Source organism: Aurantiacibacter flavus, from assembly GCF_039710615.1.
In the GTDB taxonomy this organism is placed as follows: Bacteria; Pseudomonadota; Alphaproteobacteria; order Sphingomonadales; family Sphingomonadaceae; genus Alteraurantiacibacter; species Alteraurantiacibacter flavus.
On sequence record NZ_JBDLBR010000003.1, the window covers coordinates 47157 to 71935 of the forward strand.

29 protein-coding genes are annotated in these 24779 nt (G+C 65.7%); 10 read left to right on the plus strand and 19 right to left on the minus strand.

Annotated elements, in window-relative coordinates; translation table 11 throughout:
- Nucleotides 1-4 precede the first annotated feature (4 nt).
- Nucleotides 5-1459, minus strand: coding sequence for an exodeoxyribonuclease VII large subunit (gene xseA / locus ABDJ38_RS09200; protein ID WP_346784807.1), 1455 nt, complete (start codon nucleotides 1457-1459; stop codon nucleotides 5-7).
- On the opposite strand from xseA, the gene purD reads away from it, so the two are divergent.
- On the plus strand, nucleotides 1458-2747 hold the full coding sequence (purD, locus tag ABDJ38_RS09205) for a phosphoribosylamine--glycine ligase (protein WP_346784808.1): 1290 nt from the start codon (nucleotides 1458-1460) through the stop codon (nucleotides 2745-2747). The genes xseA and purD overlap by 2 nt on opposite strands.
- A 218-nt stretch (nucleotides 2748-2965) precedes the next feature.
- On the opposite strand, the gene ABDJ38_RS09210 is transcribed toward purD, so the two are convergent.
- The gene (locus tag ABDJ38_RS09210; protein ID WP_346784809.1) at nucleotides 2966-3958 is read right to left on the minus strand and encodes an adenosine kinase; all 993 of its coding nucleotides are present in this window, start codon (nucleotides 3956-3958) and stop codon (nucleotides 2966-2968) included.
- 86 nt (nucleotides 3959-4044) lie between these two features.
- Between ABDJ38_RS09210 and ABDJ38_RS09215 the strand changes: the two genes are divergently transcribed.
- Both ABDJ38_RS09215 and ABDJ38_RS09220 read left to right on the plus strand, forming a co-directional pair.
- Nucleotides 4045-4761 (plus strand): EI24 domain-containing protein, encoded by a 717-nt coding sequence (locus ABDJ38_RS09215; protein WP_346784810.1) that lies wholly within the window; start codon nucleotides 4045-4047, stop codon nucleotides 4759-4761.
- Nucleotides 4758-5192 carry a hypothetical protein gene (locus tag ABDJ38_RS09220; protein ID WP_346784811.1) on the plus strand — a complete coding sequence of 145 codons (435 nt, stop codon included), beginning with the start codon at nucleotides 4758-4760 and terminating at the stop codon, nucleotides 5190-5192. The genes ABDJ38_RS09215 and ABDJ38_RS09220 overlap by 4 nt, the downstream gene beginning before the upstream one ends.
- 13 nt (nucleotides 5193-5205) lie before the next feature.
- On the opposite strand, the gene ABDJ38_RS09225 is transcribed toward ABDJ38_RS09220, so the two are convergent.
- The 11 genes from ABDJ38_RS09225 to ABDJ38_RS09275 all read right to left on the minus strand — a co-directional run bounded on the left by ABDJ38_RS09225 (nucleotide 5206) and on the right by ABDJ38_RS09275 (nucleotide 13051).
- Nucleotides 5206-5568 (minus strand): HesB/IscA family protein, encoded by a 363-nt coding sequence (locus ABDJ38_RS09225; RefSeq protein ID WP_346784812.1) that lies wholly within the window; start codon nucleotides 5566-5568, stop codon nucleotides 5206-5208.
- Nucleotides 5568-6065 (minus strand): GNAT family N-acetyltransferase, encoded by a 498-nt coding sequence (locus ABDJ38_RS09230; RefSeq protein ID WP_346784813.1) that lies wholly within the window; start codon nucleotides 6063-6065, stop codon nucleotides 5568-5570. The genes ABDJ38_RS09225 and ABDJ38_RS09230 overlap by 1 nt, the downstream gene beginning before the upstream one ends.
- Nucleotides 6065-6568, minus strand: coding sequence for an SUF system Fe-S cluster assembly protein (locus ABDJ38_RS09235; RefSeq protein ID WP_346784814.1), 504 nt, complete (start codon nucleotides 6566-6568; stop codon nucleotides 6065-6067). Before ABDJ38_RS09235 ends, ABDJ38_RS09230 begins: the two co-directional genes overlap by 1 nt.
- On the minus strand, nucleotides 6568-7755 hold the full coding sequence (locus ABDJ38_RS09240; RefSeq protein ID WP_346784815.1) for an aminotransferase class V-fold PLP-dependent enzyme: 1188 nt from the start codon (nucleotides 7753-7755) through the stop codon (nucleotides 6568-6570). The genes ABDJ38_RS09235 and ABDJ38_RS09240 overlap by 1 nt, the downstream gene beginning before the upstream one ends.
- The gene (locus ABDJ38_RS09245; RefSeq protein WP_346784816.1) at nucleotides 7752-8498 is read right to left on the minus strand and encodes a SufD family Fe-S cluster assembly protein; all 747 of its coding nucleotides are present in this window, start codon (nucleotides 8496-8498) and stop codon (nucleotides 7752-7754) included. The genes ABDJ38_RS09240 and ABDJ38_RS09245 overlap by 4 nt, the downstream gene beginning before the upstream one ends.
- Nucleotides 8495-9241 carry a Fe-S cluster assembly ATPase SufC gene (sufC, locus tag ABDJ38_RS09250; RefSeq protein ID WP_346784817.1) on the minus strand — a complete coding sequence of 249 codons (747 nt, stop codon included), beginning with the start codon at nucleotides 9239-9241 and terminating at the stop codon, nucleotides 8495-8497. The genes ABDJ38_RS09245 and sufC overlap by 4 nt, the downstream gene beginning before the upstream one ends.
- Nucleotides 9241-9774 carry an endonuclease domain-containing protein gene (locus ABDJ38_RS09255; RefSeq protein ID WP_346784818.1) on the minus strand — a complete coding sequence of 178 codons (534 nt, stop codon included), beginning with the start codon at nucleotides 9772-9774 and terminating at the stop codon, nucleotides 9241-9243. The genes sufC and ABDJ38_RS09255 overlap by 1 nt, the downstream gene beginning before the upstream one ends.
- The gene (locus ABDJ38_RS09260; protein ID WP_346784819.1) at nucleotides 9771-10127 is read right to left on the minus strand and encodes a hypothetical protein; all 357 of its coding nucleotides are present in this window, start codon (nucleotides 10125-10127) and stop codon (nucleotides 9771-9773) included. Before ABDJ38_RS09260 ends, ABDJ38_RS09255 begins: the two co-directional genes overlap by 4 nt.
- Nucleotides 10124-11620 (minus strand): Fe-S cluster assembly protein SufB, encoded by a 1497-nt coding sequence (sufB, locus tag ABDJ38_RS09265; protein ID WP_346784820.1) that lies wholly within the window; start codon nucleotides 11618-11620, stop codon nucleotides 10124-10126. The genes ABDJ38_RS09260 and sufB overlap by 4 nt, the downstream gene beginning before the upstream one ends.
- Nucleotides 11617-12045 (minus strand): SUF system Fe-S cluster assembly regulator, encoded by a 429-nt coding sequence (locus ABDJ38_RS09270; protein ID WP_346784821.1) that lies wholly within the window; start codon nucleotides 12043-12045, stop codon nucleotides 11617-11619. The genes sufB and ABDJ38_RS09270 overlap by 4 nt, the downstream gene beginning before the upstream one ends.
- A 106-nt stretch (nucleotides 12046-12151) precedes the next feature.
- Nucleotides 12152-13051 (minus strand): AraC family transcriptional regulator, encoded by a 900-nt coding sequence (locus tag ABDJ38_RS09275; RefSeq protein WP_346784822.1) that lies wholly within the window; start codon nucleotides 13049-13051, stop codon nucleotides 12152-12154.
- A 308-nt stretch (nucleotides 13052-13359) separates the two neighbouring features.
- Between ABDJ38_RS09275 and ABDJ38_RS09280 the strand changes: the two genes are divergently transcribed.
- The 3 genes from ABDJ38_RS09280 (at nucleotide 13360) to ABDJ38_RS09290 (ending at nucleotide 18037) form a co-directional block, all read left to right on the plus strand.
- Nucleotides 13360-14388, plus strand: coding sequence for a quinone-dependent dihydroorotate dehydrogenase (locus ABDJ38_RS09280; protein WP_346784823.1), 1029 nt, complete (start codon nucleotides 13360-13362; stop codon nucleotides 14386-14388).
- Between the two features lie 10 nt (nucleotides 14389-14398).
- A complete protein-coding gene (gene ggt / locus ABDJ38_RS09285; RefSeq protein ID WP_346784824.1) occupies nucleotides 14399-16132 on the plus strand; it encodes a gamma-glutamyltransferase in 1734 nt (577 codons plus the stop codon).
- Between the two features lie 99 nt (nucleotides 16133-16231).
- Complete coding sequence (locus ABDJ38_RS09290) at nucleotides 16232-18037, plus strand: AMP-dependent synthetase/ligase (protein WP_346784825.1); 1806 nt, start codon at nucleotides 16232-16234, stop codon at nucleotides 18035-18037.
- A gap of 6 nt (nucleotides 18038-18043) precedes the next feature.
- Here ABDJ38_RS09290 and ABDJ38_RS09295 read toward each other — a convergent pair whose 3' ends face one another.
- The 3 genes from ABDJ38_RS09295 to ABDJ38_RS09305 all read right to left on the minus strand — a co-directional run bounded on the left by ABDJ38_RS09295 (nucleotide 18044) and on the right by ABDJ38_RS09305 (nucleotide 20011).
- The gene (locus tag ABDJ38_RS09295; RefSeq protein ID WP_346784826.1) at nucleotides 18044-18574 is read right to left on the minus strand and encodes a hypothetical protein; all 531 of its coding nucleotides are present in this window, start codon (nucleotides 18572-18574) and stop codon (nucleotides 18044-18046) included.
- 70 nt (nucleotides 18575-18644) lie between these two features.
- On the minus strand, nucleotides 18645-19634 hold the full coding sequence (gene thiS, locus ABDJ38_RS09300; RefSeq protein ID WP_346784827.1) for a sulfur carrier protein ThiS: 990 nt from the start codon (nucleotides 19632-19634) through the stop codon (nucleotides 18645-18647).
- Nucleotides 19635-19654: 20 nt separating this feature from the next.
- The gene (locus ABDJ38_RS09305) at nucleotides 19655-20011 is read right to left on the minus strand and encodes a MerC domain-containing protein (RefSeq protein WP_346784828.1); all 357 of its coding nucleotides are present in this window, start codon (nucleotides 20009-20011) and stop codon (nucleotides 19655-19657) included.
- A gap of 109 nt (nucleotides 20012-20120) precedes the next feature.
- Between ABDJ38_RS09305 and ABDJ38_RS09310 the strand changes: the two genes are divergently transcribed.
- The 4 genes from ABDJ38_RS09310 (at nucleotide 20121) to rpsI (ending at nucleotide 22717) form a co-directional block, all read left to right on the plus strand.
- The gene (locus tag ABDJ38_RS09310; RefSeq protein WP_346784829.1) at nucleotides 20121-21155 is read left to right on the plus strand and encodes a COX15/CtaA family protein; all 1035 of its coding nucleotides are present in this window, start codon (nucleotides 20121-20123) and stop codon (nucleotides 21153-21155) included.
- Nucleotides 21152-21493, plus strand: coding sequence for a divalent-cation tolerance protein CutA (gene cutA / locus ABDJ38_RS09315; protein ID WP_346784830.1), 342 nt, complete (start codon nucleotides 21152-21154; stop codon nucleotides 21491-21493). Before ABDJ38_RS09310 ends, cutA begins: the two co-directional genes overlap by 4 nt.
- 190 nt (nucleotides 21494-21683) lie before the next feature.
- Complete coding sequence (gene rplM / locus ABDJ38_RS09320; RefSeq protein ID WP_346784831.1) at nucleotides 21684-22163, plus strand: 50S ribosomal protein L13; 480 nt, start codon at nucleotides 21684-21686, stop codon at nucleotides 22161-22163.
- Nucleotides 22163-22717 carry a 30S ribosomal protein S9 gene (gene rpsI / locus ABDJ38_RS09325; RefSeq protein ID WP_346784832.1) on the plus strand — a complete coding sequence of 185 codons (555 nt, stop codon included), beginning with the start codon at nucleotides 22163-22165 and terminating at the stop codon, nucleotides 22715-22717. Before rplM ends, rpsI begins: the two co-directional genes overlap by 1 nt.
- A 61-nt stretch (nucleotides 22718-22778) precedes the next feature.
- Here rpsI and ABDJ38_RS09330 read toward each other — a convergent pair whose 3' ends face one another.
- The 3 genes from ABDJ38_RS09330 to ABDJ38_RS09340 all read right to left on the minus strand — a co-directional run bounded on the left by ABDJ38_RS09330 (nucleotide 22779) and on the right by ABDJ38_RS09340 (nucleotide 24750).
- On the minus strand, nucleotides 22779-22979 hold the full coding sequence (locus ABDJ38_RS09330; RefSeq protein WP_346784833.1) for a hypothetical protein: 201 nt from the start codon (nucleotides 22977-22979) through the stop codon (nucleotides 22779-22781).
- A gap of 72 nt (nucleotides 22980-23051) precedes the next feature.
- Complete coding sequence (locus ABDJ38_RS09335) at nucleotides 23052-23909, minus strand: metallophosphoesterase family protein (RefSeq protein WP_346784834.1); 858 nt, start codon at nucleotides 23907-23909, stop codon at nucleotides 23052-23054.
- A complete protein-coding gene (locus tag ABDJ38_RS09340; RefSeq protein ID WP_346784835.1) occupies nucleotides 23902-24750 on the minus strand; it encodes a diacylglycerol/lipid kinase family protein in 849 nt (282 codons plus the stop codon). The genes ABDJ38_RS09335 and ABDJ38_RS09340 overlap by 8 nt, the downstream gene beginning before the upstream one ends.
- Nucleotides 24751-24779: the final 29 nt, after the last annotated feature.

The window sequence follows — 24779 nt, forward strand, 5'->3', positions numbered from 1 at the left end:
CGGGTCAAAGCAATTTGGGTTGGCCCGGCGGTGAATCTTTTGCGGCGGACGGCTTGGGTTTCGGCTTCTTAGCGCCGCCGGTGGCGACATCGAGCGTACCGTCGGCGAATTTGAGCGTCAGCACGGGCTGCCCCGCCGCCACATCGCGCGAGGAAATGGCCCGATGCCCCGGCGCGCTCACCAAGGCATAGCCGCGTGCAAGCGGCGCTTCGGGGTCAAGCTGGTGCAAGATGCGCTCCAGCCCGGCGAGGCGCTGCTGGCGGTCTGCCTGCGCCCGGGTGAGCAGCGCCGGGGCCAGCCGCACCTGTTCGAATCGGCGTTTGGCATCGCGCAGGTTGCTGCCGAGCAAGTGCGGCCCGAAGCGGACCTTGGCGAGACGTTCGCGACCGGCGCCCGCACGGTCGGTCAGCCCGCGGCGCAGGCGCTCGGCCAGATCGTCGAGCCGCTGGCGCGCGGGCTGGAGCAGTGTCTCAGGCGTCGGCAGGCGCTGGGCGCGCGCCGCCAGCCTCTCGCGGCCCATTTCTAGCGGACGCCAGGCCGCGCGTTTCTGGCGCAGGCTCAGGTCTTCGAGATAGCCGAGCAACTCGCGCCGCACCGGCACCGCCATCTCCGCCGCTGCGGTGGGCGTGGGCGCGCGGGCATCGGCGGCATGGTCGGCCAGCGTGGTGTCGGTCTCGTGGCCCACCGCGCTGATCACCGGAATCGGCGAATCGGCGATGGCGCGCACCACCTCTTCCTCGTTGAAACTCCACAAGTCCTCGATCGAGCCGCCCCCGCGCGCCACGATCAGCAGGTCGGGCCGGGGCACCGCGCCATCCGCATCCAGCGCGCCGAACCCGCGCACCGCATTGGCGACCTGCGAGGCCGCGCCCTGCCCCTGCACCAACACCGGCCAGACGATCACATGGGTGGGAAACCGGTCGCGCAGACGGTGTAGAATATCGCGAATCACCGCGCCGGTGGGCGAGGTCACGACCCCGATAACCTTCGGTGCGAAGGGCAGGGGCCGCTTGCGCTCGGGCGCGAACAGCCCCTCCGCCGCCAGCCGCTGGCGCGTCTTTTCGAGCAGCGCGAGCAAGGCCCCCTCGCCCGCGATCTCCATCGACTCCATCACGATCTGGTATTTCGAGCGGCCCGGATAGGTGGTCAGCTTGCCTGTCGCGATCACCTCGAGGCCGTCCTCGGGCTTGAACGCGAGGCGGCCGGTGGTGCCCTTCCACATCACCGCGTCGATGACCGCCTTTTCATCCTTGAGGCTGCAATAGAGGTGGCCCGAGGCCGCCCGCTTCACGCCGGAAAGCTCGCCGCGCACCCGCACGAAGCCGAATCGATCCTCCACCGTACGTTTGAGCGCTTGGGAAATCTCGGTGATCGTGAGCGCGTGGGAATTGTCGCCGGGGCGGCTCGCCGCTACGAGCGCCGGATCGTTGTCATCGTAATAAGAGGCCGGGCAAGCCATGAATATCCTCGTTCTGGGGTCGGGAGGGCGCGAACATGCGCTGGTATGGAAGCTCGCGCAATCCCGCGCCATTGCGCAAGATGGGGGCAAGTTGTTCGCCAGCCCCGGCAATCCGGGCATGGAAGGCCTCGCCGAATGCTTCGCCATGGACATCACCGACCATGAGCTGGTGGTGGGCTTTTGCGAGCAGGAGAGCATCGGACTGGTGGTGATCGGCCCCGAGGCCCCGCTGGTCGATGGCCTCGCCGATTCGCTGCGCGGCGAGGGCATTGCCACCTTCGGCCCGTCGCAGGCTGCGGCGCAGCTCGAAGGCTCGAAAAGCTTCACCAAAGCCCTGTGCGACCGCGCGAACATTCCCACCGCCGGATATGAGCATTGCACCAGCCTCGAACAGGCGCTGGCCGCGCTGGACCGGTTCGAGCCGCCCTATGTGCTGAAGGCCGATGGGCTGGCGGCGGGCAAGGGTGTGGTCCTTCCCGAGACGCGTGAAGAGGCCGAGGCCGCTCTGGCGGACATGTTCGACGGCCAGTTCGGCGATGCGGGCGCGGAAGTGGTGATCGAGGAATTCATGGCGGGCGAGGAGGCGAGCCTGTTCGCGCTCACCGACGGCGCGACCGTGATGGCCTTCGGCACCGCGCAGGATCACAAGCGCGTGGGCGACGGCGACACCGGCCCCAACACCGGCGGCATGGGGGCCTATTCCCCCGCCCGCGTGCTGACGCCCGAGCTGCAGGCCGAGGCGATGGCCAAGATCATCATCCCCACCGTGCGCCAGATGGCCGACGACGGCACGCCCTATTCAGGCGTGCTCTACGCCGGGCTGATGCTGACGGAGGACGGCCCCAAGCTGGTCGAATACAACTGCCGCTTCGGCGATCCTGAATGCCAGGTGCTGATGATGCGGCTCGAAAGCGATCTGGCGGACTATCTGCTCGCCTGCGCCGAGGACCGGCTTGGTTCGCAGGAGCCGCTACGATTTGCCAATGAGGTTGCTCTCACGGTGGTGATGGCGGCCGAGGGCTATCCCGGCACGCCCGAGAAGGGCGGCCTGATCGCGCTGAACGACGCCGAGGCCGAGGGCGCGGTGGTGTTCCACGCCGGAACCGCGCGCGACGAAGAGGACGAGAGCCTGCGCGCCAACGGCGGCCGCGTGCTCAACGTCACAGCACGCGGGGCAGACACGAAGGCGGCGCAGGAGGCTGCCTACGCCGCCGTCGACAAGATCGATTTCCCGACCGGCTTCTGCCGCCGCGACATCGGCTGGCGCGAGGTTGAGCGGGGCAACTAGGCCGCTTCATGCGATGCGGGCGGCTTTCCTACACCGCCCGTTTCGTGCTTGCTGGCGAGGTGATGCTGCTCGCCGAAGCCCTTTCCCTGCCGCGCAGTTCCCGCGAAGTGTCAACTTCGCCCCGATCGCGGCAACCGTATGATATTGCCGTGATTCGCAACAAAAACGGCGGCGCAAGTGCGCCGCCGCCGTGTCAACTTCGTCAAGTTTGCGAAGGCTCAGCCGAGCTTTTCGGCCATCAGCGCCTTGAGGTCGGCCTCGGGCCGTGCGCCGTAGTGCGAGATCACTTCCGCCGCGCAGATCGCGCCGCGACGAAGGCAGGCCTCCAGCGTCTCGTCGCGCGCCAGACCGAACAGGAACCCGGCGGCGAACAGGTCGCCCGCGCCGGTCGTGTCGACCACCGTTGTCGGCTCTGCAGCAACTTCGGCCCGCTCGCCGCCGCGCACACACACCGCGCCCTTTTCGCTGCGGGTCACCACCAGCACTTCGACCTGCGGCGCGAGCTGCGCGATGCCGGCCTCGAAGTCGTCCTCGCCGGTGAGTGCGGCCAGCTCGGCCTCGTTGGCGAACAGGATGTCGATCAGGCCATCGGCGATCAGGCTGCGGAAATCATCGCCGTAGCGCGCGATCACGAAGCCGTCGGACAGCGTGAAGGCGACCTTGCGCCCCGCCTTCTTGGCCGCCTCAATCGCCCGGCGCATGGCTGCGCGCGGCTCTTCCGGGTCCCACAGATAGCCTTCGAGATAGAGGATCGCCGCCGCACTGACAGCCTCTTCGTCAAGCGCGCTGGCGGGCAGGTACTGCGAGGCGCCGAGATAGGTGTTCATCGTGCGCTGGCCGTCGGGGGTGACGAAGATCAGGCAGCGCGCGGTGCTGGGCTGGCCCGCACGCGGCGCGATATCGAAGTCGATCCCCACGGCGCGGATATCGTGCGCGAAGACCTGCCCGAGCTGATCGTCGGCCACCTGCCCCACGAAGGCGCACTGCGCGCCCAGCGCCGAGAGGCCCGCCAGCGTGTTGGCCGCCGAACCACCCGAAATCTCGCGTGCCGGCCCCATCGCTTCGTAAAGATCGCGCGCGCCGTCCTCGTCGATCAGCGTCATGCCGCCCTTGGCCATGCCGAATTCATCGATCAACTCGTCGGAACAGGACGCCACAACGTCGACAATGGCATTGCCGATGGCGATTACATCGTATCGAGGTTCAGTCATGAAATTTCCTTCTTTGCGGCAATTATCGGACGCTGGCCGCGCGGCGGCGTTGACTTGGCGCAAGCCAGACGCAATCGCAAGCCGTGATGGCCGTGTTCTTCACCAGCCTTGCCCTTGGCTTCGGGCAAATGTTTCAGGGCGCGGTCCTGCGCCTGCTGCTGAAGAGCGCAGCGCTGACCTTGCTGATCTTCGCCGTGCTGGCGGGGCTGGGCTGGTATGCGGTGGACTGGCTGCTGACCGTGGCAGGGCTGGGCGATCGGCTGTTCACCGGCGCGGGCGCATTACGCGGGGTAGCTTCCGCCGTGCTGGCGCTGATCGGGGCCTGGCTCCTGTGGCGGATTGTGGCCATGGCCGTGATCCAGTTCTACGCCGACGAGATAGTGCTCGCGGTGGAGCGCAGGCACTATCCCGAAGCAGCCGCGCAGGCGCGCGAGTTGCCCGTGTCGATGCAACTGCGGCAGGCCCTGCGCGGCGCGCGCCGGGCGCTGCTGTCGAACCTGATCGCCGCGCCTTTCGCGCTGGCGCTGGCCTTCACCGGGATCGGCACGGCGCTGCTGTTCTGGGCGGTCAACGCCTGGCTGCTGGGGCGCGAATTGCAGGACATGGTGTGGCTGCGCCATACTCATCTGGCTGGCGAGCAGGCCCCGGTGAGCGGCTCCGCGCGGCTGGCGCTCGGCGGCGTAGTGGCCGCGCTGATGCTGGTGCCCTTCGTCAATTTCCTCGCTCCCGTGCTCGGCGCGGCGAGTGCCACCCATCTCGTTCATCGTGCGCAGGCTGCGCGCGTGCATAAGGGTTTTCGATGATCGCACTTCGTTCGGCCCTCGCGCCGCTGGCATTGCTTGCCGTGGCTGGTTGCGCCTCTGGCGCGCCTTCGCCGGGTCCGCAGTCGCCTCCGCCGCCGCGTGGACAAGTCCCCGTTCCGCCGACGCAACCGCCGCCGCGCCCGGTGGCAGGGTTCCGCGCGCCGCAAATCATGAACGAACCGGGGCTTGCCGGGATTATCCGTGAAGACGGCGCATCACTGCTGCGCAAGTTCGGCGAGGCGCGGCTGAATGTGGCCGAGGGCGACATGCGCAAGCTGCAGTTCGCCGGGCCAGCCTGCGTGCTCGACGTGTTCCTCTATCCGCTGGCCGAGGGGCGCGAGCCGGTCGCCACCTGGGTCGAGGCGCGGCGGGCCAGCGATGGTGCAGCGGTGGACCGCGCGGCCTGCGCAAGGGCGCTTCAGCGCCGGTGAGCAGGGCGGGTGGTCAGACCATGAAGCTTTCGCCGCAACCGCAGGCACCCTTGGCGTTGGGGTTGTCGAACACGAATCCGGCGGAGAAGTCGTCCTCCACCCAGTCCATTGTGGAGCCCACCAGATAAAGCACCGAAGCGCCGTCGATATAGAACATGCCGGCGGGGGTTTCGATCTTCTCGTCGAAGGGCTGTTCCTCGGTCACGTAGTCGACCGAATAGGCAAGCCCCGAACAGCCCCGGCGAGGGGTCGAGAGCTTGACCCCGATGGCGTCTTCGGGCGCCTTGGCCATCAGCGCGGCGATGCGCGCCTCGGCACCGGGGGTGAGCACGACCGCAGCCTTGGGTGCGGGGCGGGTTTTGGTGGTTTCGGTCATCAAAGCCTCTTCTGCCAGAACATGGCCTGTCCGGCCGTCGGGTCCAGCTGGTAGTCGCTAAAGCCGCAGGCGGCATAGAGCGCGCGGGCCGGAGCATTGCCGCTCAACACTTCCAATGTGATCTTTGCCGCGCCCCGTTTCAACGCCTCGGCCTCGACCGCCTGCATCAGCGCCCGCCCGATGCCCTGTCCGCGGGCTTGCCGCACGACGGCGAAATCGTGGATGTTGACGAGCGGTGCGGCAACGAAGGTCGAGAAAGTGGTAAAGCAATTGGCTAGGGCCACCGCCTCGCCATCGCGCCGCGCGATCAGGCTGAACGCGCCGGGCGTCGCGGCAAGGCCCTCCACGCAATGAGCGCGGGCGTGGTCGCTGAGGGGTTCGCCGCCGCCCATCGGATCGCGCGCATAGGCATCGAGCAGCGCGACCAGCTCCGCCGCATCACGCGGATCCGCATAGTCGGCCAGCTCGATCACCAGTGCGGGCGCACTTGTTGCCATCAGAGCATACCCAGTTCGAGCCGGGCCTCGTCGCTCATCTTGGCCGGATCCCACGGCGGGTCCCAGGTCACGATCACCTCGGCATCGCGCACCCCGGGAAGCGAGCTGATCCTCAGCTCGATCTCGGCCGGCATCGATTCGGCGACCGGGCAGTTCGGCGTGGTCAGCGTCATGGTGACGGCCACGTCGGCTTCATCGCTCACCTCGACATTGTAGATCAGCCCAAGGTCATAGATGTTGACCGGGATTTCCGGGTCGTAAATGTCCTTCAGCGCCTCGATCACGGTCTCGTAGATCGCGCCGCCCGGTTCGCCCGCGCCGGCCGGTTCGGGCTTCTTCTGCAGAAAGCCTTCGAGATAGTCGCGCTTGCGTTCGAGCTTCTCGCTCGCGCTTTCCTCCTCGATCGGCGCATCGGAAACGCGCGCACGCGGTGGTTTGGCAGCCACGTCTTCGGCAGGCGAAGGCGCGGCGATGAAATCGGTTTGTTTGGTTTCCTGGTCCATCAGCCGAAAATCCTTTTGGTTCGTTCGATGCCACGGATCAGCGCGGCGATGTCGTCCTCGTCCGAATACAGCCCGAAGCTGGCGCGCGCGGTGGCAGGCACGCCCAGATGCTCCATCAGCGGCTGCGCGCAGTGATGCCCGGCGCGGATCGCCACGCCCTCCTCGTCGAGAATCGTGCCCAGATCGTGCGGGTGAACGCCATCGAGCATGAAGCTGACGATCCCCGCCGACTGGTCGGAGCCATAGAGCGTCACGTCGTTCATCGCCCCGAGCCGGGCGCGCGTTTCGGTCACTAGCGCGGCCTCATGCGCGCCGATTGCGTCGATGCCGATGGCGGAAACGTAGTCGCAGGCCGCAGCCAGACCGACCGCTTCGACGATGGCGGGCGTGCCGGCCTCGAACCGCTGCGGCGGCGGGGCGAAGGTGGTGCCGCTGAAGGCGACCTTGTCGATCATCGCGCCGCCACCCTGCCACGGCGGCATGGCATCAAGCAGTTCGGCCCGGCCCCACAGCGCACCGATCCCCGTCGGCCCATAAAGCTTGTGGCCCGAGAAGGCGTAGAAGTCGCAATCGAGCGCCGCCACATGCACGCCAAGGCGCGGAACGGCCTGGCACCCGTCCAGCAGCAGCTTCGCCCCTACCTTGTGCGCCAGCTCCGCCGCGCGGCCGACATCGAGCACCGAGCCGAGCACGTTCGAGACATGGGCAAAGGCGACCATGGTGTGCTCGGGGGTGAGCATCTCTTCGGCCGCATCGAGGTCGATCAAGCCGTCTTCGGTGAGCGGGCAGACATCGACCTGCCAGCCCGCCAGTTGCCAAGGCACGATGTTCGAATGATGCTCAAGCTGGCTCAGCAGCACACGGCCCTTGTCGGGGTAGCAATAGGCGACGAGGTTGATCGCCTCAGTCGCGCCGCGGGTGAAGACCAGCTCCTCCTCGCGCCCGCCGATGAACGCCGCGACGCTGCGCCGCGCCGCTTCGTAAGAGCGGGTCATGTCGGCGCTGCGGGCATAGACGCCGCGATGAACGGTGGCGTAGTCGATCCCGATCGCGCGGGTTACGGCATCGACCACGGCTTGCGGCTTCTGCGCCGTCGCGCCGGTATCGAGATAGTGCCAGGGCGAGCCATCGGGGCGGACGAGGCCCGGAAAGTCTGCCTTGCGGCTGATGGTTTGGGCCTCGCTCATGCCGCCTTCTCGAGCGCGGCGAGGGCGTGATCGAACAGGCGTTCCTGCTCGGCCTCGTCACCAAGCGCGGCCAGCGCATCGGCGAGAAACGCGCGGATCAGCAAATGCTCCGCCACGTCAGGCGCGATGCCGCGGCTCGCCATGTAATAGCGCGCCATTTCGTCGAGCTGGCCGACGGTGGCACCGTGCGCGCACTTCACGTCGTCGGCGAAGATTTCCAGTTCGGGCTTGGCGTTGGCACTGGCGCCTTTCTCGAGCAACAGGCCTTTGAAATCCTGCGCGGCGTCGGTCTTCTGCGCGTGGCGGGCGACGTCGATCCGGCCAAGGTAGTTGCCCGAAGCCGTGCCCCAATGCACCGCGCGAACGGTCTGGTTGCTGGTCGCCTCAGGCTCGGCATGGATGGTGCGGGTGACGAATTCGCGCGTCACATCGCCGCCGCCGATCAGCACCCCGCCGAACTCGAAGTGCGACTGCGGGGCAAGCGTGACCTCGATCTCGAGCCGGGCATAGGCGCTGGCGGCGTTCACGGCGAAAATCTCCGCCCGCGCGCCCTCACCCAGCGTTACCCGCAGGCGCTGAACATCGGGCGCGTTACCGTCGAGCACGAAGGTGCGCGCAAGCACTTCGCCCGGTGCGACGGCAATCTCGTCCCACCCGGTGACCTTGGCCTCGGGCACGGTCTCCAGCGCGGCGAAATCGGCATAGCGCCATTCCTCGTCACGTATCGTCGGCATATGGCTCATGCCGCCATCACCTCGTCGTAGCCCTCTTCCTCAAGCCGGTGAGCCAGATCAGCCCCGCCGCTCTTCACGATGCGGCCGGCGGCGAGGATGTGGACATAGTCGGGCTTCACGTAGTCGAGCAGGCGCTGGTAGTGCGTGATCAGCAGCACGGCCTTGTCGGGCCGGCGCATGATCGCGTTGATGCCCTCGCCCACCACCTTCAGCGCGTCGATGTCGAGACCGCTGTCGGTCTCGTCGAGCACGGCCAGCTTCGGATCGAGGATGCCCATCTGGACCATCTCGTTGCGCTTCTTCTCGCCGCCCGAAAAGCCGACGTTCACGAAGCGCTTCAGCATTTCCATGTCGAGCTTGAGCAGCGCGGCCTTTTCTTTGGCAAGCTTGAGGAATTCGCCGCCGGTGAGCGGGTCTTCCCCGCGCACCCGGCGCTGCGAATTCAAGGCCTCGCGCAGGAACTGCACGTTGGAAACGCCCGGAATCTCGACCGGGTACTGGAAGCCGAGGAAGAATCCGGCGGCGGCGCGGAGGTGCGGGTCCATCGCCAGCAGGTCCTCGCCATTGTAGATGACCGATCCGGCCGTAACCTCATAGCCCGGACGCCCGCCCAGCACATAGGAGAGCGTGGACTTGCCCGCGCCGTTCGGCCCCATGATCGCGTGGACTTCGCCCGCGTTCAGTTCGAGGCTGAGGCCCTTCAGGATTTCCTTGCCGCCGATTTCGGCGTGGAGATTGTCGATTTTCAGCATCAGTCGTTCCTGTGTTCGGTTTCACGCGACATGCGCGCATCGCGTCGCGCCGCCTCGTGCTGGCCGCGTCGCACGCGCTTATCGCCGATGCGCATGCGCATCCCGGCGGTGATACGGTGGAGCACGTTATCCATATCGGTTAGAATTTCTTCGGCCTTTATCCGCATCACGCGAATGCCGACAGCCTCGAGCGCCCGGTCCGAGCGTTTGGCAATTGTTTCGGGCTGGTCGCCCTCGTCGATCACCACGGCCATGCCGAGCAGGTGGCAGTTGAAATCCACAATCGCACTGCCGACGACGGCATGGCGGGTGAACTTGAACTTGCCGAGGTCCGCCTTGGCGAACCGCTCGGCGAGCGCCTTGTGCGCAGGCGTCGAGAAACGGCGCAGTTCGCGCGCGCGGTCGTGCAGCGCATCGAGGCGCTTCTCGGAGATTTCCCACCCGCGGCCCTTCTTCTTGAGGCCGGGGATTTCGGGCGTCTCCGAAGTGGGGTGCGACGCGGGGCGGAGGTTCAGGGTTTTGCGGGTGGTCATTGCTGTGCGCCCCTTGCTGCACGATCGGCGCGAATCCGCTGCAACATATTCAGGAAGTTGGGTTTGGCCTGATCATCAAGCATCGTGAGCAACTCTTCAGCTTGCTGCGGCGGATATTCTGACCTTACTGCCGAGGCGAGTTGCTCTTGGAGCGCTTGACATGCTTTCACAGCTTCGTCGTAAATTGCCTCGTTGTCGGTTGAGGACCGCGAGGCCCGAACAGCAATGGTCGTCATGCAACGATCTTGCGCCTGTGCAAGCATCATCGCGTTCGGCTGTGCGCTCTGCGCAATCGCTGGAGAAGCGGCTGCCAGAGTTAGAGGCGTTACTGCCAACCAGATAGTTCTCATCACCCCACGCTCCCCTCAAGCGAAATCGCCAGCAGCTTCTGCGCTTCGACGGCAAACTCCATCGGCAGCTCCTTGAGCACTTCCTTGGCAAAGCCGTTCACGATCAGCGCCACCGCCTGCTCTTCGTCGAGCCCGCGCTGCATCGCGTAGAACAGCTGGTCCTCGCTGATCTTCGAGGTGGTCGCCTCGTGCTCGATCTGCGCTGAGGGGTTCTTCACCTCGATATAGGGCACGGTATGCGCGCCGCACTGGTCGCCCAGCAGCAGGCTGTCGCACTGGGTGAAGTTGCGGACATTGTCCGCATTGGCGCCCACGCGCACAAGGCCGCGATAGGTGTTGTTCGACTTGCCGGCCGAAATGCCCTTCGAAATGATCGTCGAACGGGTGTTCCTGCCGTTGTGGATCATCTTGGTGCCGGTGTCGGCCTGCTGGTGGTTGTTGGTGACGGCCACCGAGTAGAACTCGCCGACCGAATCCTCGCCATTGAGCACGCAGGAGGGATACTTCCACGTCACCGCAGAGCCGGTCTCAACCTGCGTCCACGAAATCTTGCTGCGCGCGCCCTGGCACAGGCCGCGCTTGGTCACGAAGTTGTAGATCCCGCCCTTGCCTTCGCTGTCGCCGGGATACCAGTTCTGCACGGTCGAATACTTGATCTCGGCATCGTCCATCGCGACCAGCTCGACCACGGCAGCGTGGAGCTGGTTTTCGTCGCGCATCGGTGCCGTGCAGCCTTCGAGATAGCTCACGTAAGAGCCCTTCTCGGCCACGATCAGCGTGCGTTCGAACTGGCCGGTGTTTTCGGCATTGATGCGGAAATAGGTGCTCAGCTCCATCGGGCAGCGCACGCCCTCGGGGATATAGACGAAGGTGCCGTCGCTAAACACCGCGCAGTTGAGCGCCGCGAAGTAGTTGTCACGCTGCGGCACGACCTTGCCAAGCCACTTCTTCACCAGTTCGGGATATTCGCGGATCGCCTCGGAAATCGAGCGGAAGATCACGCCCGCCGCCTCCAGCTCCTTGCGGAAGGTGGTGGCGACCGAAACGCTGTCGAACACCGCATCGACCGCGACCTTGCGGCTCGACTTCACGTTGGCGAGCACTTCCTGCTCGCCCAGCGGAATGCCGAGCTTGTCGTAAACCGCCTTGATCTCGGGATCGAGCTCATCGAGCGATTCGAGTTCGGGCTTCTTCTTCGGCTCGGCGTAATAATAGGCGTTCTGGTAGTCGATCGGCGGATAGTTCACCTTGGCCCAGTCCGGCTCGGGCATGTCCTGCCACAGACGGAAGGCCTTGAGCCGCCATTCGAGCATCCACTCCGGCTCCTGCTTCTTGGCCGAAATGAAGCGCACGGTGTCCTCGTTCAGGCCCTTGGGCGCGAACTCCTGCTCTATCTCGCTCGACCAGCCGAACTCGTAGTCGGCGGCCTTGGCGGCGGCTTCGCGCGCGGCCTGATCCTGAACGTCTTTGGCCTGTACTTCGATCTCTTGCGTCATGCTTCCAACTTCATCTCTTCCGGCACCCGCGCCAGCTGCGTGAGCGGAATATCCGCCAGCGCCCCGCGCAGGGCCTCGTTTACCAGCGCCCAGTGCGGGCGGACCCGACACCGCTCTCCGAGCGCGCAGTCGGGGCGCTCGTGCTCGACGCAAGCGGTGAGCGCGATCGGCCCTTCCACCGCCTCGACGATATCAGCGAGCGTGATCGCGGCCGCCGGGCGTGCGAGCTTGATCCCGCCACCGGCCCCGCGCGTGCTGTTCAGCAATCCGGCGCGCGAAAGCTGGCTCACCAGCTTCTGAACCGTGGGCGCGGGCAGCCCCGTCTCCTCGGCCAGAACCGCGGCAGACACACGCGCAAACCCGCAATGGCGCGCGGCGGCGCACATGGTGACTACGGCATAGTCTGCTAGGTTCGAGAGGCGCATGGTTCGTTTCGGGGCATAATCGGATCAATTCGTTCCGATTTGCAGCTAGTGGCCTTCGCGGCCGGTTTCAACGCCCGATTGCCTGTTGCGAGTCGTTAGCAAGCGCCTAGCGCAACTCGCGCAGGTTCCTGAGGTCGAGCATCTCGTTCAAATAGCTGTCCGGATCGTCTGATAGCCGCGCCGGCGTGCGCCCGGCAAACAGGCGAATCTCGCGGATCATGTGCGGCTGGTCGTAGAACGACTCGCGCACCATGGCCTCCATTTCTGGAGCAAGGTCGGGCTGCGCAAACAGGGCCGCGGCCCGCAGCGCGCGGTATTTGCGCCGCAGCGTGGTGGGTGGAAGCCCGAAGAAACGGTCGACCAGTCGCTGGGTCTGGCGGCGGGAATAGCTGCTGGCAGCGAACAACTCGGCGATGTCGGGGTTGAGATCGCCGCTCAGCCACGAGCCTGTCTGGGCAATCAGCTGGCGATGGGCGTCGCTGAGCGGGCGCAGCAGCGAACCCAGGCAGTGGCCCAGCTCTTCGACACAGGTCTCAGCGTCCATCGTCCCCTCGCGGTAGGCCGCGCACAGGCGCGCCCCGACATTGCCGACACTTTTGCCGAGATGCTCCTCGGCGGCGTAAAGCCGGTTCGCATGTTCGCCCGCGTGAAGTCCGGTCAGCTCGGCCCAGCCGAGCGGGGTCAGCGCCGCGCCGATAGCGTGGAACGGCCCGTCGACCACGAAATTGGCAGCAACCGAGACCGGGCTGAGCAAATTGGTCTGCCGCGAAGGGTCAGTGATCCCGTTGCGGAAATAAATTTTGCCTTTGCCGCGCGCAAACAGCGCCAACTGACCGACGGCAGCGGGCTGGACCTCACGAATCACGGCCTCGTCGCAGCGGAAGTGATAGAAGGTGGAGACATGGTGCGCGAGGTGTTCGGGAACCGGCAGGTATTGCAACTCGAGTCGGGAAGTCTGCGTCAGCTTCCCGTCGAGACCCAGACTCCGCCCGTTGACCTTTCCCATATCGGCTGCGCCCCCCGCACTCGTTCTTACGCGAGGGACAGTGCGTCGCCTCGCATGCAGATGTTCGCCCTTAGCCCACCTTGTGCTGCGCAACGCACCAAAAATGTTACAGAAAAAAGGGGCGGTCAGTTCTAGAAGAACTGACCGCCCCTAAGTCGAGAACTCGTAGCTATACGGCTTCGAGCCCTTCGGGTCGCAAATCTGCACTAGCCGATTCTCATCCATGCGAATTGTAAGAAAACGCCAAACTATGGAATTTGCGAGATTGGCGATTGCCTGTTGCAGCTCGATCCTGCCACAGGCGTTCCATGATGTACTCGCTGCTGCGCCCGCTGATTTTCCGTCTCGACGCCGAAGATGCGCATCGGCTGGCCTTGCTCGCCCTGTCGTTTTCGCCCGCCAGCGGCCCCACTCCTGCAGGCCCGCTTGTCACCCGCGTGGCCGGGCTCGACTTTCCCAATCCGCTCGGCATGGCGGCGGGTTTCGACAAGGATGGCGAAGTGCCCGATGCCTTGCTCGGCCTCGGCTTCGGCTTTGCCGAGGTCGGCTCGCTCACGCCGCTGCCGCAGCCAGGCAACCCACGCCCGCGCCTGTTCCGGCTGCAAGAGGATCAGGCGGTTATCAACCGGATGGGATTCAACAATGGCGGCGCGGCACTCGCGGTCGAGCGACTCTGCGCGCGCAAGGGGCGCGGCGGAATTGTCGGGATCAACATTGGCGCGAACAAGGATTCGGCCAACCGCATCGACGACTATGCGGTGATGACCCGCACCATGGCCCCGCTTGCCTCCTATCTTGCGGTCAACATCTCCAGCCCCAACACTCCCGGCCTGCGCGCACTGCAAGACGAAGGCGCGCTGATCGAGCTGCTCGACGCGGTGATGGCAGCGCGCGGAGTGCAGGGCCCGCCGGTGTTCCTCAAGGTCGCGCCCGATCTCGAGCCTGCCGACATCACCGCCATCGCCCGGATCGCGATGGACAAGCGGCTCGGCGCGTTGATCGTGTCGAACACCACCATCGCGCGCCCGCCACTCACCTCGCGCCATGCCGAGGAGGCGGGTGGCCTCTCGGGCGCTCCCTTGCGCGAACCGGCGCTGGCGCGGCTGCGCGATTTTCGCAGCGAAACCGGCGGGGCGATGCCGCTGGTCGGCGTGGGCGGGATCGCCACTGCAGCCGACGCGTGGGAGCGCATCCGTGCCGGCGCGAGCCTCGTCCAGCTATACAGCGCAATGGTCTATCGTGGGCCGGGGATTGCGCGCGAGATCGTGACGGGCCTCGAACGGCTGATGCAGCGCGACGGGTTCGGCAGCATTGCGGAGGCGGTGGGAACGGCATAGGGTCGGGCCCATGTCGCACCGCACAATCGCGCCAATGGCGCTCTCGCTCCTGCTTGCCGCCTGCGCCACGGTGTCGCCCGTGGTCGAGGCGCCGACCGACCCCACAGCCCCTGCCGCAGCCGCCGCACCGCAGACCGGCATGGTCAGCACCGCCGACCTACGCGCGAGCGAGGCGGGCATGGCAATCCTCGAACAGGGCGGCAGCGCCACCGACGCCGCCATCGCGGTGATGCTGGCGCTGACGGTGGTCGAGCCGCAGAGTTCTGGCATCGGCGGGGGCGGGTTCTTCGTCCACGGCACCCTCACAGGCGAAGTGACCACGCTCGACGGGCGCGAAACGGCTCCGGCAGGGGCAGGGCCGGACTGGTTCCTCGATGGCAATGGTGAACCCATCGGCTTCATGGATGCGGTGATGAGCGGGCTCAGCGTGGGTGTTCCGGGCAATCTGGCGCTCGCCTGGCAAGCGCACGAGCGGTATGGCAAGCTCGAATGGGCGGCGCTGTTCGCGCCCGCCATCGCACTCGCCCGTGACGGCTTCGTGGTCAGCGAGAGGTTCGGCGACTACCTCGAGCGGGCGAAAAACCGCGCCGCGCGCACGCCTGCGGGCCAGGCGCTGTTCTATAACGCGGCGGGCGAGCCTTTGCCCGTCGGCACGCTCGTGAAAAACCCAGAGCTGGCCGATACGCTCGAACGGCTTGCCGCCGAGGGGCCGGACTGGCTCTATCAGGGCCCGGCCGGGGCCGAGCTGGCCGAGCATGTCGCCGCCGACACCCCGCGCGAAGGCGCCATGGTTGCCGGTGACCTGCGCGAATACGAAGCCAAGTGGCGCAATCCGGTCTGCGGGCAATATCGCGTCTATCGCATCTGCGGCATGGGTCCGCCGTCTTCGGGCGCAACCACGGTCTTCGCGATCCTCAAGCAGCTCGAACAGTTCGACCTTGCCGCGCTCGGAGCCGAATCGCCCACCGCCTGGCATCTGTTCGCCGAAAGCCAGCGCCTCGCCTATGCCGACCGCGAGGTTTATCTGGGAGACAGCGACTTCGTCGATGTGCCCGTGGCGGGCCTCGTCAATTCGTCCTACCTGACCGAACGCGGGCGCCTGATCTCGCCCGACGCGACTATTGCGGAACCGCAGGCTGGCACCCCGCCAGGCGCCGATCTCGCCTTGGCGGACGGCCCAGAGTGGCCCGAAAGCGGCACCAGCCACTTCGCCGTGGTCGATGACGAAGGCGATGCCGTCTCATGGACCTCGACCGTCGAAGGGCCGTTCGGCTCGGGACTCGTATTCGGCGGGTTTTACCTCAACAACGAGCTGACCGATTTCACCATGGTGCCTGAGGTCGACGGCGTGCCCGTCGCCAATCGGGTAGAGGGATCGAAGCGCCCGCGCAGCTCGATGTCGCCGACGCTGGTCTATGGCCCCGAAGGCAACCTGCGCATCGCCATCGGTGCGGCAGGCGGGGCCACGATCCCGGTGCAGACCGCCAAGGCGCTGATCGGGGTGCTCGACTGGGGCCTCACCGCACAGGAAGCTATCGCGCTGCCCGGCCTGTTCTCGCCCGGCAATACCATCGTCCTCGAACCCGATTCCTCCTTGCTTGCCATGCAAGATGATCTGGAGGCCCTCGGTCACACGGTGATCGTGCGCGGGATGCCGTTCAAGGCCAATGCGGTCGAGTTCGTCGATGGCCGCTGGCTTGGCGCCGCCGATCCGCGCAGCGAGGGCGCGGCGCTCGGCAACTGACCTGGCCAAGTCACTGAAACTTGCCGCGCGCCCGCGCGTTGCCTAAGTCCGGATCGATGACAGGTTGCACAGGCAACCGCACGAGAGGATGGCACGCACGTGCAACTGACGGATATCTCCAACGCCCCCAATCTCGTCACCCTGTTTCTGCAACGCGCGGACGAGCAGGGCGATGCCCCGTTCCTGACCGCCAAGCACGACGGCAATTGGACCTCGATCTCCTATGCCGAGGCCGCGCGGCAGGTCTGCCTGCTGGCCCAGGCGCTGCACAACATGGGTCTCGGCAATGGCGACCGGGTGGTGATCGTGTCCGAAAACCGCCCCGAATGGTGCATCGCCGATCTGGCGATCATGGCGGCAGGCTGCGTGACCGTGCCCGCCTACACCACCAACACGGTGCTCGATCACTGCCACATCATCGATAATTCCAACGCCAGCGCGGTGTTCGTCTCGGGCGAGAAGCTGGGCAAGACGCTGTTTCCGGCCATCATCCGCACCGGCGGGATCGGCCATGTCATCGCGATGGACCCGGTTCCCTCGTCGCAGGCGGGAGATTTCGACGTCCACCAGTGGGGCGAAGTGGTGAGCGGCGACTATGCCGAAGCCCGCGCCGCGATCGAAGCGCGCATGGGGCCGGTCACGCGCGATGATCTGGCCTGCATCATCTACACCAGCGGCACCAGCGGCAGCCCGCGCGGAGTGATGTTGCACCACGGCGCGATCCTGCACAACGTCAACGCCGCCGCCGAGCTGCTCAGCAAGGAGTTCGGCTGGGAGCAGGAGCGGTTCCTGTCGTTCCTCCCTCTCAGCCACGCGATGGAGCACACGGCGGGGTTCTATCTGCCGATTGGCCTTGGTGCGGACATCTGGTTTTCCGAGGGGCTCGACAAGCTTTCGAGCAATCTTGAGGAAGCTCAACCTACCTTCATGATAGTAGTGCCGCGCCTGTTCGAGGTGCTGCGGGCCAAGATCATCAAGCAGGTCGAGAAGAAGAGTGGCAGCGCCCGGTTCCTGCTCGCACGCGCCCTCAAGCTGGGCGTTAAGGTCGCCACCAATCGCCGCGGCCTGATCGACAAACCGACCGAAGTCCTTCTCGCGGCAACCTTGCGCCCCAAGGTGCGCGCGCTGTTTGGTGGGCGGATCAAGGCACTGGTTTCTGGCGGCGCTCCGCTCAACCCCGAGGTCGGCGGGTTCTTCCAGGCGATGGGGTTAACCATGCTTCAGGGCTACGGGCAAACCGAGAGCGCGCCGGTGATCAGCGTCAACCTGCCCTCGATCGGGATCGATCTCACCACCGTCGGCCCGCCGCTGCGCGATGTCGAGGTTCGCATTGCGGAGGACAACGAGATTCTCGTGCGCGGCGAGCTGGTGATGAAGGGCTATTGGCAGAACCCGCGCGATACTGCCGCCGCCCTGAAGGATGGCTGGCTGCACACGGGCGACATCGGCCATATCGACAAGCGCGGGCGGCTGGCGATCACCGACCGCAAGAAGGACATCATCGTCAACGACAAGGGCGACAATGTCGCGCCGCAGAAGCTCGAAGGCATGCTCACGCTGCAACCCGAGATCGCGCAGGCAATGGTGGCGGGCGACAAGAAGCCTTACATGGTCGCGCTGCTGGTACCCGACGAAGAATGGATGAAGGCCTGGGCGCAGGCGAACGGCGAGAGCGCGGACCTTGCCAGCCTTCGCGAGTCGCCCGCTTTCCGCAGCGCGATCAAAGCCGCGATCGAGCGGACCAATGCCGACCTCTCGGTTATCGAGAAGATCCGCAAGTTCGCCTTTGCCGATGCGCCCTTCAGTGTCGAGAACGACCAGATGACGCCGACCCTGAAGATTCGCCGCCCCTTCATCCGCGCGGCCTATGGGGATCGGCTTGAAGCGCTGTACGGACCGGCCTGAGCCAAATTACGCGACGTCGCTGAAAACCCGTTCGGGAAAGAAGCTCGGCTCGCGCTCGGACCAGCCGGGCGCCGTGGCGGCAGTTTCCGACAGGCTCTGCAACAGCACGCGGCGAATACCGGGGCGGATCAGCGGCAGGGCCGCCGCAGCGCAGAACACGGCCGGAAGATAGGGCCGCGCTGAAGCACCAAGCAGGCGTTCGTAGAGAAAACGGAAAGCCGAGAAGGTTTGGAGCTGTTCAAGCGCCAGATCCTGCGTGGCAATACGGATCAGCGCGCCCATGTAGAACGACAGGCCTTCCGTTGCGTGCAGTTCAGGCGCCGCTTCGCGAAGGGTGCGCAGTTCACGGTAGGCAAGGTACTGCTTGCGAATCGCGCTGGCGTCGCCCCCCTCGGGGCACCACTGCTTGAAGGCGTCGCCGCGCCCCAGCGCGATGTCGAGGCTACGCTCGATAAACTGGCGCTCATCGGCGGTAAACCCGGCGAATTCGCGCATTTCGGCAATGGTAAGCGAAGCGGTGCTGGAACGGTACGACATGAGGCCAGGGTCCTTGCGATTCCTGCCCGGACTGTCGCCCGCCGCGGTTATTTTAAGGTTAATGCAGCAATTAGATAAGGCCAGCTAGCGGCGAGGAAGGATCGGCATAGCGCCGCCGCCCCATCCGCCCGGCGAGATAGGCATCGCGCCCTGCCTCCACCGCCAGCCGCATGGCGCGAGCCATGCGAATCGGGTCTTTCGCCTCGGCGATGGCGGTGTTCATCAGCACGCCGTCGCAGCCCAGCTCCATCGCCACCGCCGCATCCGAGGCGGTACCGACGCCCGCATCGACCAGCACCGGCACGCTCGCGCCCTCGACAATCAGGCGAATCGTGACCTGATTCTGGATGCCGAGGCCCGAGCCGATCGGCGCACCCAGTGGCATGACCGCCACCGCGCCCGCCTCTTCCAGCTGCTTGGCGGCAATCGGATCGTCGGTGCAGTAGACCATCGGCTTGAAGCCTTCGTTCGCGAGCACCTCGGTCGCGCGCAGGGTTTCCTTCATGTTGGGATAAAGCGTCTTGGCCTCGCCCAGCACTTCAAGCTTCACCAGTTCCCAGCCGCCCGCCTCGCGCGCCAGGCGCAGCGTGCGAATCGCGTCCTCGGCGGTGAAGCAGCCGGCGGTGTTGGGCAGGTAGGTGACCTTCTTGGGGTCGATATGGTCCATCAACACGGGCTGGCTGGGATCGGAGATATTCACCCGGCGCACCGCCACGGTGACGATCTCGGCCCCCGCAGCGGCGACCGCCGCCGCATTCTGCGCGAAGTCCTTGTATTTGCCAGTGCCGACGATCAGGCGGCTGGTGAAGCGATGCCCGGCCACTTCCCAGCTATCGTCGTCAGCCTCACCCGATCCGCCGCCCACGAAGTGGACGATCTCCAGCTTGTCGCCATCGCCAAGCTGCACCTCGCCAAGACCCGAGCGCGGCGAAATCTCGCCATTGTGCTCGACCGCGACCTTTTCCGGCGCAAGGCCCAGTTCGTGCACGAGATCTGCAATTGTGGCGCAGGAGGTACGACGGCTCTCGCCATTGACGGTAAGGGAGATTGTGCTGGTCATGCGCCAGCAGATAGCGCGCTTCAGGCGTGGCGCAAGTTCAGCACGTGGCCGATGGCCACGAGCGTGACACCAATCATGGTCAGCACAACCTCTTCCGCGCCGTGGCCGACAGCGAGCGCACCACCCATGAACGAGAGCCCGGTCATCGCCACTACGAAGGGCAGCCTGCGCCGGTGACGCACAGCGCCGATGCCAATGGCGATCCCGGCAACAATGGTCGCCACGACGAGGCCAACGCGGTGAATGGCGGGATCGAGCAGAAAGGTCGCGCCGAGGCCGAGGCCGGCCACCAGCACCGTGCCCGCGATGCAATGCACCAGGCACAGCGCAGACAGCACCACGCCTAGCCGGTCGAATCGACCACGAACTCCGGGCATTCTCTGCTCCATCCGGTCCATGTATGTAACGCTATAACATTGCGCAAGTGCGAACATTCGTTTCATGCCCTTGCCAAGGCCGCGCAAAAGTCACAGAGCGCGGCCCATTATGGTCGCACAGGACATTCCTCTCGTGGGCGGCGGCAGGCCGCTGGCATTGGCGCGCTGGCTGCTGGTTGTGGCCATGATGGTATTCGCGATGGTGGTGATCGGCGGGATTACCCGGCTCACCGAAAGCGGGCTCTCGATCACCGAGTGGAAGCCGGTCACCGGTGCAATCCCCCCGCTAACGCTGGAGCAATGGCAGGCCGAGTTCGAATCCTATCAGCAAATCGGCGAATATCAGCAGGTCGCGGGGCCAGCGGGGATGACGCTGGGCGACTACCAGTTCATCTACTTCTGGGAGTGGGCGCATCGCCTGCTGGGTCGCCTGATCGGGCTGGCCTTTGCCCTGCCACTGCTGGTGTTCTGGATGCGCGGGATGATCCCGGCGGGCTACAAGCCGCGGCTGCTCGCGCTGCTGGCGCTGGGCGGGCTGCAAGGCGCGTTCGGCTGGCTGATGGTCCGTTCGGGCCTGAATACCGAGATGACCGACGTCAGCCACTTCTGGCTTTCCATCCACTTGCTCACCGCGCTGTTCACGCTGGCCGGCCTCATCTGGACCGCGCGCGATCTTCGCGCCTTGCCGCGCGGCATCGGCCCGGCGCGCGTTACCTCGCTCGGCCTGCTGGTGGCCCTGATGCTGTTCGTTCAGCTGCTGCTCGGGGCCTGGGTGGCGGGACTTAACGCAGGCCTTGCCTCCGACACCTGGCCGCTGATGCAGGGGAGGCTGGTGCCCGAGGCGGACTGGTCGCGCGGGGCGCTGTGGGCCTTCACCAGCGATCCCTACTGGCTCCATTTCCTCCATCGCTGGTGGGCTTTTGCCGTGCTGGCGGTCCTGGTGGTGCTCGCCCGCAGGCTGCGTCCGCTCGACCGGCGCGCCTCGGTGGCGATCCATTCAGCGGTGGGCGTGCAGATCCTGCTCGGCATTGCCACGGTCATGACCGGGGTCGACCTGTGGATCGCAGTGGCGCATCAGGCGGTCGGTGCGCTGCTGGTGACGAGCACTGCCTGGGGCATTCACGCGGTCGGCCAGCGGCGATGAGCGGGGGCGCGGCACAGTTCGCCTTCGTCTGGTGCCCCTGCGGAAGCCGTGAGGAAGCGCGCCGGCTGGCCCATGCGCTGGTCGGCGAGAGGCTGGTGGCTTGCGTCAACATTATCGGCCCGGTGCTCTCGGTCTTCGCCTGGGAGGGCAAGATCGACGAGAGCGAGGAATATGGCCTGCTGTGCAAGACCAGCGCCGAGCAGATGGCCGTTAGCATCGCGCGCCTCGACGAGCTGCACAGCTACGATACGCCGGTGATTGTTGGCTGGAGAGCCGATCAGACAACGCCGGAAACACTGGCCTGGCTCGGCGATGCGCTTGGGTCAACTGCGGGGTAAGGTGGTAAGAGGTATCATTTTACCTCCATGCTAACCCGCACATTCGCTTGACTTAAAGCCCTTTGCAGGACAAATGCCGCGCCTTCGCAAGGCCGGTTGCAGATGATTCTGCATTTACGCTGAAGCGGCCCAGTTCACTCATCGCTGTCCGGCCCAGGGGCCCGCGGCGATAGCAAGGATACCATAGCCCATGAAGGCGCTGACGAAAGTCACCCGGTCGATCAAACCGGCCGAGGTTGAAAAGAAGTGGCTCGTGATTGATGCCGAAGGTTTGGTCGTTGGCCGCCTCGCCTCGATCATTGCCAACCTGCTGCGCGGCAAGACCAAGCCGTTCTACACCCCCCACGTCGACTGCGGCGATCACGTGATCGTGCTCAATGTCGACAAGGTGCGTTTCACCGGCAACAAGATGAAGACGCACACCTACTACAAGCACACCGGCCACCCCGGCGGGCTCAAGGAAACCACCGCCGAGAAGGTTCTGGCCGGTCGCTTCCCCGAGCGCGTGCTGGAAAAGGCGGTTGAGCGCATGGTCCCGCGCGGCCCGCTTGGCCGCGTGCAGATGAGCAACCTGCACCTTTACGTCGGCACCGAGCACCCCCACGCCGGGCAGAAGCCCGAAGTGCTCGACGTCGCTGCCATGAACCGCAAGAACAAGGTATCCGCCTGATGACCGACGAAAACAAGAGCGGCGAGACCAACTCGGTGAACGATCTGGCCGACCTCAAGAACGTGACCGGTGGCGTCGCCGATGCCGGCACCGAAGCTGGTGCTGAGGCTGGCGAAGTGGCTCCGGCTGCTCCCACCGCTCCGCTGCGCGAGCAGGAACTGGACGCGCAAGGCCGTGCCTATGCCACCGGCCGCCGCAAGGACGCCGTGGCCCGTGTGTGGATCAAGCCGGGCACCGGCAAGGTCACCGTCAACGGCCGTGATCAGGAAGTGTACTTCGCCCGTCCGACGCTGCGTCTGGTGATCAACCAGCCGTTCGCCATCTCGGAGCGTGAAGGCCAGTACGATGTGGTTGCCACCGTTTCGGGCGGCGGTCTCTCGGGCCAGGCGGGCGCCGTGAAGCACGGCATCAGCCAGGCGCTGAGCAAGTTCGAGCCCGCCCTGCGCAGCACGATCAAGGCTGCTGGCTTCCTCACCCGCGACAGCCGCGTGGTCGAGCGCAAGAAGTATGGCCGTGCCAAGGCACGCAAGAGCTTCCAGTTCTCGAAGCGCTGATTTCAGCCTTCACCCGAACACGAAAGGGCGGCCCTGCGGGGTCGCCCTTTTTCGTTGCGGCTCAGGTATTGCCGCCGCGCAGCTTGTGGATCTGCCGTGCGACCAGCCAGCTCGCCGGAATCGCCAGCACGAAGCCTGCAACAGCCGCCAGCGTGATTTCGCGCCACCCGGCGTGCATATCGATGGCCAGCACGGCAATGACCCCAATGCCCATCAGGCTGGTAGCGATGACAGCATGGAGGATGAGCGCAATCTTCAACATGGGCCTGTTCCCTTTGTCCGGACGCGGCGATTCTGCCACCGCGCGCGGCCTCCGGCATTGTCTCAGGTCAAGTCAGTAAACCGGCGGATCGCTTGGCGGAACACGCCCGACCGGCGCGACCGGCTCGCCCGGTTCGCGTGGCGGCAAGGCATCCTCGGGCACATCGTCGATCTGCATTTCGCGCGTATCGACGTGTTCGAGGTTGCGCACCCGGACTTCGAGCTGTTCGCCATCCCAGTGCAGCTCGTTGAAGCTGGGCGGAGTCGAGCGAATCCGCTGCGACAAGGTGCCCGCGCCGATCATCCGCACCGGGCCATGGTCGGTCTGCTCCATAATGTCGAAGGCATCGTGAACGTGTCCGCTGAGCACGGCAAGCACCCCGCGCTTCGCCAGCTCATCGAGCGCATGCCGCCCGCCATGGGTTAGCGCAGTGCCGCTGGTCCCCACTTCGCGCAACGGGTGGTGCACGGTGACCAGCGCGCGCGTTCCGGGGGGCAGGGCATCGATCGCAGTGAGGCAGCGGCGAAGTGCCCCCTTGCTCACCCAGCCTTTCGACCAGTTGATCCGCGGCTGCGCACGCGCCGTGGTGTTCAGCGGAACCAGGGCCAGCCCCGGCACCACAATCTCGCGCTCGACCAGGTCCTTCATCCCGTGAAAGCGGCGATAGGGATCGAAAAACCGCTCGAAGAGGTTGAAGTAGGGCAGGTCGTGGTTGCCGACATCTACCGTAACCGGCGCTTCGAGGCTGTTGATCCAGCGGGTCGCGGCATCGAACTCGCGTTGGCGTGCGCGCATGGTGAGGTCGCCGGTGATCGCCACCATATCGGGGCACTGTTCGCGGATTTCGCGCGCGACCCATGCGATTGCGCGCTCGTCGACAAGACCGAAGTGAATATCGGAAAGGTGGAACAGAAGCTTGGTCTCAGCCATCGGGCCGGGTCGTTAGCATATCCACCTTGGCATTTCCGAGACGAAATGTGATCGCTCCTCTGGCTTCGACAGGCTCGCCGTCCAGCAGCAGACCAAGATCCTCGGCACCGATAGTGCGTAAGGTCACACAGTCCACCCGGCCCAGCACGTCGTGCGGTCCGGCGCGGAAATCGTGCTGGAGCAGGGCGACCGTCTGCTTCACATATTCGCCCGTGGTTTCCGCATGGAACGCGGTGATCTCTATGCCCTCACGCGTTGGGGCGAGCTGGATCAGCGGATAGCCCCCGGCCTTGCCCAGCGCGGGTTCGACGCAAGCGACGGGCGGGCCTTCGAGCGTATGTTCGAGCGCATCGCTCGCCTCGCGGGCCATACCGGCCAGATCGCGGTGGCGCATAGCCTCGCGCACACTGTTCCAACTAGTGCCGGGGCCGACGAGCACACCGGCATAACCGTGCCCGACCGGGCTTTCTATCATTTCTGCGCGCCGGGCCGATGCCGTGCCTTTGGCCACGGCATCGATCGCTTGAACCATGTCTAGGGCGCCGTACAGGCGGTGATAGAGCAGGTTCATCGTTCCACCGGGCAACACCAGCACTTTGCCGCCCCAGCCAGCCAGCGCATCAAGCGCGGCGTTGATCGTCCCATCGCCCGCGAACAGCGCAGCAATGCCGATCCCCGCCGCATCGAGCGCCTGCGGCGTCGGCAAGTCGTCACGCGGAAAGCTGGTCTCGTACATCACCGGCAAGCCGCGCGCGCCACAATGTTCGCGCACCGCCGCGAGCCCCGCAGCGTCGTTGCTGCCGCTTGCATCGTTATGAATGAGCCAGATGCCTTGCTTCACCGCCATACCTTCCCAAATGCGGGCCGGAA

What these genes read in the sequence shown, in the direction of transcription:
- sufC (WP_346784817.1), bottom strand. Translation starts at nt 9,241, where the DNA reads ATGCTGAAAATCGACAATCTCCACGCCGAAATCGGCGGCAAGGAAATC.
- sufB (WP_346784820.1), bottom strand. Translation starts at nt 11,620, where the DNA reads ATGACGCAAGAGATCGAAGTACAGGCCAAAGACGTTCAGGATCAGGCC.
- ABDJ38_RS09215 (WP_346784810.1), top strand. Translation starts at nt 4,045, where the DNA reads ATGGCCGTGTTCTTCACCAGCCTTGCCCTTGGCTTCGGGCAAATGTTT.
- ABDJ38_RS09280 (WP_346784823.1), top strand. Translation starts at nt 13,360, where the DNA reads ATGATGTACTCGCTGCTGCGCCCGCTGATTTTCCGTCTCGACGCCGAA.
- purD (WP_346784808.1), top strand. Translation starts at nt 1,458, where the DNA reads ATGAATATCCTCGTTCTGGGGTCGGGAGGGCGCGAACATGCGCTGGTA.
- ABDJ38_RS09245 (WP_346784816.1), bottom strand. Translation starts at nt 8,498, where the DNA reads ATGAGCCATATGCCGACGATACGTGACGAGGAATGGCGCTATGCCGAT.
- ABDJ38_RS09240 (WP_346784815.1), bottom strand. Translation starts at nt 7,755, where the DNA reads ATGAGCGAGGCCCAAACCATCAGCCGCAAGGCAGACTTTCCGGGCCTC.
- ABDJ38_RS09220 (WP_346784811.1), top strand. Translation starts at nt 4,758, where the DNA reads ATGATCGCACTTCGTTCGGCCCTCGCGCCGCTGGCATTGCTTGCCGTG.
- ABDJ38_RS09235 (WP_346784814.1), bottom strand. Translation starts at nt 6,568, where the DNA reads ATGGACCAGGAAACCAAACAAACCGATTTCATCGCCGCGCCTTCGCCT.
- rpsI (WP_346784832.1), top strand. Translation starts at nt 22,163, where the DNA reads ATGACCGACGAAAACAAGAGCGGCGAGACCAACTCGGTGAACGATCTG.
- ABDJ38_RS09330 (WP_346784833.1), bottom strand. Translation starts at nt 22,979, where the DNA reads ATGTTGAAGATTGCGCTCATCCTCCATGCTGTCATCGCTACCAGCCTG.
- ABDJ38_RS09225 (WP_346784812.1), bottom strand. Translation starts at nt 5,568, where the DNA reads ATGACCGAAACCACCAAAACCCGCCCCGCACCCAAGGCTGCGGTCGTG.
- ABDJ38_RS09230 (WP_346784813.1), bottom strand. Translation starts at nt 6,065, where the DNA reads ATGGCAACAAGTGCGCCCGCACTGGTGATCGAGCTGGCCGACTATGCG.
- cutA (WP_346784830.1), top strand. Translation starts at nt 21,152, where the DNA reads ATGAGCGGGGGCGCGGCACAGTTCGCCTTCGTCTGGTGCCCCTGCGGA.
- ABDJ38_RS09335 (WP_346784834.1), bottom strand. Translation starts at nt 23,909, where the DNA reads ATGGCTGAGACCAAGCTTCTGTTCCACCTTTCCGATATTCACTTCGGT.
- rplM (WP_346784831.1), top strand. Translation starts at nt 21,684, where the DNA reads ATGAAGGCGCTGACGAAAGTCACCCGGTCGATCAAACCGGCCGAGGTT.
- ABDJ38_RS09275 (WP_346784822.1), bottom strand. Translation starts at nt 13,051, where the DNA reads ATGGGAAAGGTCAACGGGCGGAGTCTGGGTCTCGACGGGAAGCTGACG.
- ABDJ38_RS09305 (WP_346784828.1), bottom strand. Translation starts at nt 20,011, where the DNA reads ATGCCCGGAGTTCGTGGTCGATTCGACCGGCTAGGCGTGGTGCTGTCT.
- ABDJ38_RS09255 (WP_346784818.1), bottom strand. Translation starts at nt 9,774, where the DNA reads ATGACCACCCGCAAAACCCTGAACCTCCGCCCCGCGTCGCACCCCACT.
- ABDJ38_RS09210 (WP_346784809.1), bottom strand. Translation starts at nt 3,958, where the DNA reads ATGACTGAACCTCGATACGATGTAATCGCCATCGGCAATGCCATTGTC.
- ggt (WP_346784824.1), top strand. Translation starts at nt 14,399, where the DNA reads ATGTCGCACCGCACAATCGCGCCAATGGCGCTCTCGCTCCTGCTTGCC.
- ABDJ38_RS09295 (WP_346784826.1), bottom strand. Translation starts at nt 18,574, where the DNA reads ATGTCGTACCGTTCCAGCACCGCTTCGCTTACCATTGCCGAAATGCGC.
- ABDJ38_RS09270 (WP_346784821.1), bottom strand. Translation starts at nt 12,045, where the DNA reads ATGCGCCTCTCGAACCTAGCAGACTATGCCGTAGTCACCATGTGCGCC.
- xseA (WP_346784807.1), bottom strand. Translation starts at nt 1,459, where the DNA reads ATGGCTTGCCCGGCCTCTTATTACGATGACAACGATCCGGCGCTCGTA.
- thiS (WP_346784827.1), bottom strand. Translation starts at nt 19,634, where the DNA reads ATGACCAGCACAATCTCCCTTACCGTCAATGGCGAGAGCCGTCGTACC.
- ABDJ38_RS09310 (WP_346784829.1), top strand. Translation starts at nt 20,121, where the DNA reads ATGGTCGCACAGGACATTCCTCTCGTGGGCGGCGGCAGGCCGCTGGCA.